We start from the raw sequence: 9,550 nt of genomic DNA, 5'->3' as shown, positions 1-9,550 counted from the left end.
CGCGGCGTGCACACATCTGGAACCAGGAGCCCATGGACCTGAGGCAGGCGCCGCTTGTCTGGGCGCCCGCTGCCGTGCTGGTAGACCGGCCCGCCAAGATCCCGCCCGACGGTACATCCACTGCCACCCTGCCGGACCAGAACCCGCACGGAGCTACACCCGCCACCATCGCCGCACTGGCCCGACCCCGGGCCTCAGCAACCGCCGCGGCGACAGCTACAGCGATGGAGGCGTCGGCGGATAACCTCATTGCCAACCAGCCAGCGGCCCTGCCCGGAGCGCTGCCAGCCGAATCCACCAGTGCCACCTTGGGTGATGGCAACGCTCCCCCCCTTGGTCCACCCTCGCCAGGCGGTGAGACCAGCGAGGCCCAAAGCGACACTGTGGTGGACGGTTTGCTGCAGCTCATCGGCCTGGCGCGGCGCGACCTGCTGATCATCTCGCCCTACTTCGTGCCCGGGCCCGACATGAACCGCGCCTTTGCCTCCGCTCGGGCACGGGGCGTGCGGGTGCGGGTGCTTACCAACTCGCTGGCCTCCAACGATGCGCCCATTGCCCACGCGGGCTACGCGCGCCACCGCCCAACACTGCTGGCCATGGGGGTGGAGTTGTACGAGATGCGCAGCGAACTCACCAGCGTGCTACGCGGCGCGCTGGGGGCGACCGGAAGCATGGGCGCCACCGGGGCCAGCGGCAGCTCTCGCGCCATGCTGCACACCAAACTCCTGATCGTGGACGGCCATCTGCTTGTCATCGGTTCGATGAATCTGGACATTCGCTCTCAGCGACAGAACACCGAGGTGGCACTGCTGATTCGCAGCGCCGAGCTGTCGCGGCGGGCCACAGTGCCCATCGAAACCGCACTGCAAGATGCCGCGTGGCAGGTGCAGCAGACGGACCGGGGCCTGGTATGGCGCGCGCCCCAAGGCAGCGGCCTGCCCCATGCCACCACCGAGCCCGACGCCAGCCTGCCCCTGCGCCTGCTGCTGCAACTGCTGGGACCCCTCGCGCCCGACCACCTGCTGTAAGCCGCGCCATTCCAGACGATCCCTGGCGAATCAAGCGCGCTCTGGTACCCCGGCCTGTTGCGCTGCCACCCAGGCGGTGATCGCACGCTGGTCCGTCATGGTGCGCACATGCTGGTAGGCCAGTTCGGCCTCTACAAACCGCCTGCGCAGCAGGTTGAGCCACTGCTTGAGACGCCCCGCGCGCTGGCGGGGTTCCAGGTCATCGCACACCAGTTGCCAGAAAGCCGCCAGGTGGGGGATCAAATCGACCCAGACCACCGGGTCCGCATCCGGTTGCCCGGCGTCGAATGCACGGATGGCGCGGGCCAGCCCCGGGTCGGCCACCATGCCGCGCCCCAGCATGAGCGCGTCACAGCCCGACACCGCGCGGCAGCGCTGGGCGTCTGCCACCGTCCAGATCTCGCCGTTGGCCACCACTGGTATGGCCACAGCCGCACGGATGGCGGGGATGTGCTCCCAGTACGCGGGCGGGCGGTAGCCGTCGGCCTTGGTACGGGCATGCACCACCAGCTCGGCCGCGCCCCCGGCCTGCATGGCCTGGGCGCACTCGCGCATCAGCCCGTTGTCGTTGAAGCCCAGGCGCATCTTGGCCGACACCGGCAGGTGCGCAGGCACAGCACGGCGCACAGCCCTCACCACGGCGGCAATGCGTTCGGGCTCTTGCAACAGGGCGGCCCCGCCACCGTGGCGGTTGACCACCTTGGCCGGGCAGCCAAAGTTCAGGTCGATCCCCTCAGGACCCAGCGCAGCCAGGCGCGCGGCGTTCTCGGCCATGCTGACCGGGTCGGAGCCCAGCAGCTGCGCCCGCACGGGCACACCGGCCAGCGTGCGGCTGCCGTTGCGCAGTTCGGGCAGGTAGCGCAAGAACACCTTGTCGGGCAGCAGCGTGCCAGTGATGCGGATGAACTCCGACACGCAGCGGTCCACCCCGCCCACGCGCGTGAGCACATCGCGCAGCACAAAATCCAGAAGCCCTTCCATGGGGGCAAGCAGCAGGGTCATCGCATTCGGGGGTGGTACAGGGCCGGGCACACACGGCACAGCCCTAAGAATATGAATAAAAACAGGCTCTCCCGCCTGATGATCATGCCTTTATAGCTATCAAAAAGTGAGCAATCCCCAGTCTATGGCCAAACGCCCAAGGGCGAAGCCCCCGGATTGTGCGACAAAGGGTCATCACGGCGTCATGGCGGGCGGCTGCAATGGCGGGCATTCGTGCCTGAACGGAGTCCCCATGCTGCTGCAAAAGACCGACAAAGCCCGCCAGGAGCTATCGCCCGGCGTGCGCACCCTGAGCCTGCGCGAACGTTCGCTGCTGCTGCTGGCCGACGGCAAACCGCTGTCCGACCTGCAGGCCATGTACAACGGCATCGGCGCACAGATTGTGGACAACCTCATGCGCCAGGGCTACCTGACAGGCCCGGCCGAGTTGCCCGAGACCCAGCCCACGCCGCCCGCCCCAGTGGCCCCCAGCACCAACCCGGCCCTTTCCATCGATCGACCGGAGCCGGGCGAGTCCCTGCGCTCGCTGGCCGGTGCGCGCATGTACCTGTTCGACACCTGCGAGCGGCTGTTTGCCCGCCGCGACCCGGTGCTGGCACAGCATTTTCGCGAGGCCCTGCGCATCGCGCGGGACCGCACCAGCATGCTGGACGTGGGAGATGCCATGTTCGAGGAGGTGGCCCTGGCCGCAGGCGCTGAACGCGCCGCCAGCCTGCGCGAGCGGCTGGAGCAACTGCTGCCACGTGCCCACGGGGCCGCAGCGGGCCTCTATGCCGCCACGCAGCCTGCGCTGCTGGAGGACTGAGGCGCCGCGCCGTCGGTAATGCCTGGTGATGCCTCTGGCGATCTCAGACCGCTGCAGCCAACCGCCAGAGCGAAGTCACCTCCGCCGCCCGCGCCGCATGCAGGGCATCCCCCGCATCGGCCGCCTTGGCATGGACCGGCTTGACATCGTGCCGCCCCCGGACCACCAGGCCTGCTTCGGCAATCCAGCCCAGCAGTTGTTCGCGCGGGCGCAAGCCCAGGTGTTCGGCCAGGTCCGACAGGATCAGCCAGCCCTCGCCCCCAGGCTCCAGGTGCTCGGCCAGACCCGCCAGAAAACCGCGCAGCATGCGGCTGCCTTCATCGTAGACCGCATGTTCAATGGGCGAGCTGGCACGTGCCGGCACCCAGGGCGGGTTGCACACCACCAGCGACGCACGGCCGGGCGGAAACAGGTGGCACTGCAGCAACTCAACCTGGGGCAACACCCCCAGGCGCTGCAGATTGTCTTGCGCGCAGGCCAGGGCCCGAGGATCCTGGTCGGTAGCAACCACCCGCAGTACACCACGGCGCACCAGCACCGCAGACAGCACGCCCGTGCCCACGCCAATGTCAAACGCCAGCGCCTGGCTGGGCAACGGGGTGCTGGCCACAAGGTCCACATACTCGCCCCGCACGGGCGAGAACACGCCGTAGTGCGGATGGATCCGGTTGCGCGGCGCAGCGCCCAGAGCAGGCACCTCCACACCTTTTTTGCGCCACTCATATGCGCCGACAAGACCCAGCAGCTCACGCAGCGTGGCCACACAACGCTCGCCTGTAGCAGGCCCCCAGGCCTGGGTGCAGGCCTCGCGCCAGTCGGGCGCACGGCGCAGTCCAATGCTGTAGTCGCCCTCCAGCGCAATCAGCACCGACGCCAGCACCCTTGCACGCTGCGCCTGGGCCTGGCGGTGCAGGTGAAAAGCCTCGGAGGGCGTAGCCACAGCCGCCTTTTGGGCAGCCTTGGCGGCCGAGCGGCGGTGTTTGCCGGTCTTGGAATCGGTGCGCCGCATGAGCGCCTGCAACAGGTGTCTGGCGTTCTGGAAATCGCCCTGCCACAGCAAGCCCGTGCCTTCACATGCCATGCGATAGGCCGTGTCGGCAGGCAGCGTGTCGTCGGCTGTCACCACCCGGCGCGGCGCCGGGACGCCAGCTTCGGAGCGCCACTGGGCTTGTTGTGTCTGGCCCTGGCGGCTCCATTCAATCATCGTGCGCCTTATGCGTTGATGGGTCGCTTCAGGCGCACTTCTTCGATCTTCACGCCGCCAATCACATTGGTCTTGGCGGTAGAGAGTTCTTGCTTGAAGCCCGCCATTTCGTGGAAACGAATGGCGCGCTCGTTGCGCAGTGGCACCCATGCAGTGACGTTGGTGCAGCCTTCTTCGTGCAAGCCATCGCGGGCCGCATCCCACAGCGCCAGGCCAACGCCCTGGTTCCAGTGGGTGGGAGCTGCATAGATAGCCCAGATTTCACCGGTGGTGGGGCGAGACTTCTCATCACGCGAGCGGTCATAGCCCACAAAGCCGACGATCTTCTCGCCTTCAACCGCCACCTGCACCTGGGGCTCGCAATACTCAATGGCCTCGCGCCAGTAGGCTTGGCGCTTTTCGACCGACGACATGGATTTCAACTGCTCGTCTGGCACCAGCCCTTTGTAGGCCTCTTGGGCAGAGGCGGTGTGGATCTGGGCGATGGCTTTTGCATCGCGAAGCGTGGCGGGACGAACCTGGATACTGGACATGAAAAAACCGAACGAAAACAGAGAATGAAAATGCGAAAGGTCGGCATTGTCGCCGCAAACGGTTTTTTGCCCTCCAGAGCCCCTCGTTTTATCCTCTTCAAACGTTCGACTTCGCTCCCCAAAAAGCGGGCTTTGTGGCATGCGCGGCAGGCGCCCGGCCCTGCTGCACGATGCGGGCCCGGAGCCATGGGCTCCATGGCGTCAGGCCATGGCCATTGACCCCGACAGCGCGGCGCCCACCCCCACCGAGGCCGCAGCGCGCTGAACCATTGCCCGCTTGTTGCGCGGGCGCGGCACATGCACCACCGGCGGAGCGCCGTTAATTGCCGCCAGGCTCAGCACCAGGGTCACTGTGCGGGAGTCCCCCTCCCGCTCGTCGCAAGCGTATGCACGGTAGCTGCCATTGCCCACCCCATGGCTACGGGGCACAGCGTGAAAAGCGACCCGAGCCCCCGTCACCCGGTGGCCACCAAAGGGCAACACCCGCAGGCGTGCGTCGCGATCCAGCGCCAGCCCCAGGTTGCCAGGGCGGTTGATAAGGTCGGTGCGGATGGCGCGCCATGTTTGCCCCTGGTCGGCAGAGAACTGCCAGGCGCCCGCCTGGGCATCCAGGTGCTCGATCACCACACCCGCAGCGGCCGACATGTCCGGGCAGTTCTCTTCCATGATCTGTGCCAGCGTATTGCCCCCGAGGCCCGTGCCCGCAGGTGCGGCTGCAGCCGGTCGTCGCTCCGCCCCCCGCTGGGCAGTTGAAGAAGAGGTAGAGCCGTGGATCAACGCATTGGCAGTCATTGGGGAACCCTTTGAAAACGAAGTCAGACGACGAAGGTTTGCGCATCGGCGGGCACCCAGAGTGCTTTTCAATGCTTGACGGAAAGTCTAGAAAGTGGCCTGTCCCGCGTCCATCGCACAAATAGACTAGCCCGCAACACCCGGTTGTGCGCAATACTTGCCCAATGAGTGCCCTCCAAAGTGCCCGTACGAATGCCCGCCTGCTGCTGGTGGACGACCACGCCCTGTTCCGCACCGGGCTGCGCCTGATCGTGCAGGACCACCCCAGCGTGGGGGCCATTGCAGAAGCAGGCTCGATTGCCGACGCCTGTGCGCTGCAGTCGGCCGACATCGACTTGGTGCTGCTCGACATCCAGTTGCCCGGCATGAGCGGCCTGGACGGCTTGCGTCTGGTGCGCCAGGCGTGCCCCCAGGCCCGCATCGTTCTGGTGTCCGCCAGCGTTGCGCCCGACGCGGTCCACGAGGCGAGGGCACGGGGCGCCCACGGTTTTCTACCCAAGACGGCCAACGCCGAAGACATCCTGGAGGCCATCACCTGCGCGCTGTCGGGCCAGCCCTGCTTCCCAATCAACAGCGGCAACAGCGCAACAACGCGCGGGCCCGATGCGCCATCGCTCACGGCACGCCAGCTTGATGTGCTCTCGCTGCTGTGCACCGGCAAGCCCAACAAGGTGATCGCCCGCGACCTGGGCTTGAGCGAAAACACCGTGCGGGTGCACGTGGCCGCCATCTTTGCGCAACTGGGGGTGAACAGCCGCAGTGCCGCCCTGCTGGCCGCACAGCGCCTGGGCCTGTCCACCCCACAGCTTCATGACTCCCTCTGAGACCACGCCCGGCCCCCCGGGTGCACATCCCCCTACCCGCTGGGGCTGGCCGATCTGGGAGCACGACGAAGTGCTGCGCGAACAGGTGGCGCTGCTGCGGCAGAACTTCCCGATGACGCTGCTGGCATCGCTGGCCACCGCTCTGGGCACCCTGTGGGTGATGGCCCGGGTGGCCGACACCCAGGCCACCACCGTCTGGCTGTCTACCCATGCGCTGGTGATCGCGGGCGTCTATCTCACGCTGCGCAGCATCTCCCCTTTTACCGACCCGGCGCCCCGGGCTGCATCTAAGCTGATTGCCTGCATGGCCGCCATGGGGCTGAGTTGGGGCAGCCTCGGTTACGTGGTGCTGTACTGGGGCACCTCCGACAGCGTGATCTATGCCATTGGCATCATCAGCACCGTGTCCTCAGGTGCACTGGGCTTGGGGGCGCCGCTGTACCGGGCATACGTCACCTACCTCACCTGCGCTATCGGCGGGGTGATGGTGTCTGTGGTGCTTGCCGGAGGGCCTGTGATGTGGCCTGCGCTGTTCCTGACCGGCGTGTACTACGCGCTGACCTGTCTGCAAGCCCGCACAGCTGACCGGGCTACACGGCGCAGCATTGCGCTCAAGCTCGAAAACGAGCGCCTGGTGAACGAGCTGCGCGCAGAGTCCCAGCGCGCCCTGGCCGCGCAAGGGGCCGCAGAGCAAGCTGACCGCGACAAATCGCGCTTTCTGGCAGCGGCCAGCCACGACCTGCGCCAGCCCCTGCATGCCATGGGACTGTTTCTGGAATCGCTTCAGCGCAGCCCGCTCAACGACCACCAGCGCACGGTGCTCCAGCACGCGCACGCGGCCTCGGGTGCTGCGGCCGAAATGCTCACCACCCTGCTGGACTATTCTCGGCTGGAGGCCGGGGTAGTGAAGGTGCGGCCCGAGGCATTTGCCGTACAGCCACTGCTGACGGCACTGGAGCAGGAGTTTGGCACGCAGGCCGACACAGCCGGGCTGGTGTACCGCACCCGCGAGACCTCGGCTGCGGCCTTTGCCGACCGCGCGCTGGTTGGGCTGGTCATGCACAACTTCATCTCCAACGCGCTACGCTACACCACTCAGGGCGGTGTGCTCATTGCATGCCGCACGCGTGGTAAGCGGCTGGCGCTGGAGGTTTGGGACACCGGGGCCGGCATCCCCGAGCACCAGTGGGAGGACATCTTCAAGGAGTTCCACCAGCTCGGCAACCCCGAGCGCGACCGACGCAAGGGTCTGGGCCTGGGCCTGGCCATCGTGCAACGGCTGGCGCGCGAAATGAAGACCTCGGTGGAACTGCGCTCACACCCCGGCAGAGGTTCTGTCTTCCGGCTGTGGCTGGACCGCTGGCAGGGTGCGCTGGAGGACGATGCCAGCCCCAGCCCTTCCGCCCGAAACCTTGTGGGACTGAAGATACTGGCCATCGACGACGACGAGGCGGTGCGCATGGGCATGCAGTCGCTGCTGCAAAGCTGGGGCTGCCAGTGCCTCACGGCCGAGTCCAGCGCCGATGCACTGGAAGCGCTCGATGACGTGACCCCCGACATCATCATCACGGACTTCCGCCTGCGCCACGAAGAGACCGGCAAGCAGGTGCTGCAGGCGCTGCGCACCTACCTGGGCACGCCTGTGCCCGCCATCATCATGACGGGCGACACCTCGCCCCAGCGCCTGCGCGATGCGCAGTCCACCTCGGCCTTGCTGCTGCACAAGCCCGTCTCCACGGGCCAGCTGCGCGATGCCATCGTGCAGCTCATCACCCGCCCCCCGGCCCCGCCGGACCATGGGACCGCAGCGGCACAAGTGCAAGCGCAAGAGGGCCCTGAGAGCGAGCCCCCCGCTGCCACTACAGCCAGCGGCGCAACAAGCCCATGATCTGGTCGAACCGGGCGCCATAGGGCGGGTAGAACAGCGAACCCATCCCCCAGCGCGACTGCACCAGCACCGACTTCTGGTGGCAAAAGCGCAGAAAGCCCTGCTCGCCGTGGTAGGCACCCCAGCCGCTTTCACCCACGCCGCCAAAGGGCAGGTTGTCGTGGGCAATGTGCATCAGCGTGTCGTTAACCGTCACACCGCCACTCACAGTGCGGCGCAGCACGTCATCGCGCACGGCCTTACTGTTGCCGAACCAGTACAGCGCCAGCGGGCGTGGCCCGGCGCTGATATGGGCAATGGCATCGTCGAGCCGCTCATACGAGATCACCGGCAGGATGGGACCAAAAATCTCCTCCTGCATAAGCTGCATCTGCGATGTAGCGCCAAACACCAGCGTGGGCAGCATCTGGCGGCTGGCACCATCGCCCAGCGTGCCTACCGTGTTCACAACGGGTTTGCCTGCAGCAGGGTCGATGGTCTGCAATTCCGCCCCTTGTGTCTGGGCCTGCTGCAGCATGGTGCGCAGGCGCGCATGGTGGCGCGGCGTGATGATGGAGGCGTAGTCGGCGTTGCCTTCGATGGTGGGAAACAGACGGGCCACCGCTGCGCGGTAGGCCTGCGCAAACTCACCCTCGCGGCCGCGCGGCAGCAGCACGTAGTCGGGGGCGATGCAGGTCTGCCCCGCGTTGAGCAGCTTGCCATGGGCGATCTTGAGGGCGGCATCGGCCATGTCGCAGTGGCCATCGATGATGCAGGGCGACTTGCCGCCCAGCTCCAGCGTGGTCGGTGTCAGGTTCTGCGCCGCCGCCTGGGCCACCTTGCGGCCGACGGCGGTCGAGCCGGTGAACACCAGATGGTCGAACGGCAGGGAGGCAAACAGGGCCGACAGGTTGGCATCGCCCTGCACCACACAGAACTCGTCTGGTGAAAAAAACTGTGCCACCAGCAACGCCAGCTGGGCCGAGGTGTGGGGTGTCAGCTCGCTGGGCTTGAGCATCACGCGGTTACCCGCAGCCAGCGCCGTGATGGCGGGTGCCAGGGCCAGCTGCACCGGGTAGTTCCACGGGGCAATCACGCCCACCACGCCCAGTGGCTGGCGCTGGATGTGCGCACTGGCGGGCTGCAGATACAGCGGGGTGCGCACCTTGCGGGGCTTCATCCACTGGGCCAGGTGGCTCAGCGTGTGCGACAACAGCGTGCGCAGAACGAAGAAATCAGCCACTTCGGTCAGGCGCGGCGAACGCATGCCAAAGTCGGCCTGCACTGCCGCCGCCAGCACGGGGCCATGCTCGTCGAGCATTTTGGCGATGCGCAACAGCCGCTCCCGGCGCACGAGCAATGGCACATCCACATGCGCGCGGCTCGCCTGGCGTTGGAGATCGAAACGGGCGTGAATATCGGCGGGGGTCATGTTTGGATCATAGAAGACACCCCGATGGGCGCATCACGCAGAAGGCGGGTGTTCCGCCGATAA

At 66.8% G+C, this 9,550-nt stretch carries 9 protein-coding genes; 4 read left to right on the top strand and 5 right to left on the bottom strand.

What is annotated here, in order from left to right; genetic code table 11:
• A partial coding sequence (locus DBR12_RS15240) for a phospholipase D-like domain-containing protein (RefSeq protein WP_233244546.1) occupies positions 1-1,028 on the top strand: 1,028 nt, incomplete at its 5' end.
• Between the two features lie 30 nt (positions 1,029-1,058).
• Here the strand turns inward: DBR12_RS15240 and DBR12_RS15235 are convergent.
• Positions 1,059-2,030 carry a tRNA-dihydrouridine synthase gene (locus DBR12_RS15235; protein WP_108618037.1) on the bottom strand — a complete coding sequence of 324 codons (972 nt, stop codon included), beginning with the start codon at positions 2,028-2,030 and terminating at the stop codon, positions 1,059-1,061.
• A 232-nt stretch (positions 2,031-2,262) separates the two neighbouring features.
• Between DBR12_RS15235 and DBR12_RS15230 the strand changes: the two genes are divergently transcribed.
• Positions 2,263-2,835 carry a hypothetical protein gene (locus tag DBR12_RS15230; protein ID WP_108618036.1) on the top strand — a complete coding sequence of 191 codons (573 nt, stop codon included), beginning with the start codon at positions 2,263-2,265 and terminating at the stop codon, positions 2,833-2,835.
• Positions 2,836-2,878: 43 nt separating this feature from the next.
• Here the strand turns inward: DBR12_RS15230 and DBR12_RS15225 are convergent, their stop codons facing one another.
• The 3 genes from DBR12_RS15225 to DBR12_RS15215 all read right to left on the bottom strand — a co-directional run bounded on the left by DBR12_RS15225 (position 2,879) and on the right by DBR12_RS15215 (position 5,364).
• Positions 2,879-4,039, bottom strand: a complete 1,161-nt coding sequence (locus DBR12_RS15225; protein ID WP_108618035.1) for a class I SAM-dependent methyltransferase — start codon at positions 4,037-4,039, stop codon at positions 2,879-2,881.
• A gap of 8 nt (positions 4,040-4,047) precedes the next feature.
• Positions 4,048-4,572 (bottom strand): GNAT family N-acetyltransferase, encoded by a 525-nt coding sequence (locus tag DBR12_RS15220; protein ID WP_108618034.1) that lies wholly within the window; start codon positions 4,570-4,572, stop codon positions 4,048-4,050.
• Between the two features lie 201 nt (positions 4,573-4,773).
• A complete protein-coding gene (locus tag DBR12_RS15215; RefSeq protein WP_108618033.1) occupies positions 4,774-5,364 on the bottom strand; it encodes a hypothetical protein in 591 nt (196 codons plus the stop codon).
• Positions 5,365-5,528: 164 nt separating this feature from the next.
• Here DBR12_RS15215 and DBR12_RS15210 point away from each other — a divergent pair, with 164 nt between their 5' ends.
• Complete coding sequence (locus tag DBR12_RS15210) at positions 5,529-6,188, top strand: response regulator transcription factor (protein ID WP_108618032.1); 660 nt, start codon at positions 5,529-5,531, stop codon at positions 6,186-6,188.
• Entirely contained in the window at positions 6,175-8,076 is a 1,902-nt protein-coding gene (locus DBR12_RS15205) for an ATP-binding protein (RefSeq protein WP_233244545.1), read from the top strand. The genes DBR12_RS15210 and DBR12_RS15205 overlap by 14 nt, the downstream gene beginning before the upstream one ends.
• On the opposite strand, the gene DBR12_RS15200 is transcribed toward DBR12_RS15205, so the two are convergent.
• Positions 8,048-9,487 carry a coniferyl aldehyde dehydrogenase gene (locus DBR12_RS15200; protein ID WP_108618031.1) on the bottom strand — a complete coding sequence of 480 codons (1,440 nt, stop codon included), beginning with the start codon at positions 9,485-9,487 and terminating at the stop codon, positions 8,048-8,050. The genes DBR12_RS15205 and DBR12_RS15200 overlap by 29 nt on opposite strands.
• Positions 9,488-9,550: the final 63 nt, after the last annotated feature.

The sequence above is a fragment of the Acidovorax sp. HMWF029 genome (assembly GCF_003060895.1).
Taxonomy (GTDB): Bacteria; Pseudomonadota; Gammaproteobacteria; order Burkholderiales; family Burkholderiaceae_C; genus Acidovorax.
Note: the sequence above shows the minus strand (reverse complement) of the source record. Positions and strands in the feature narration are given on the sequence as shown.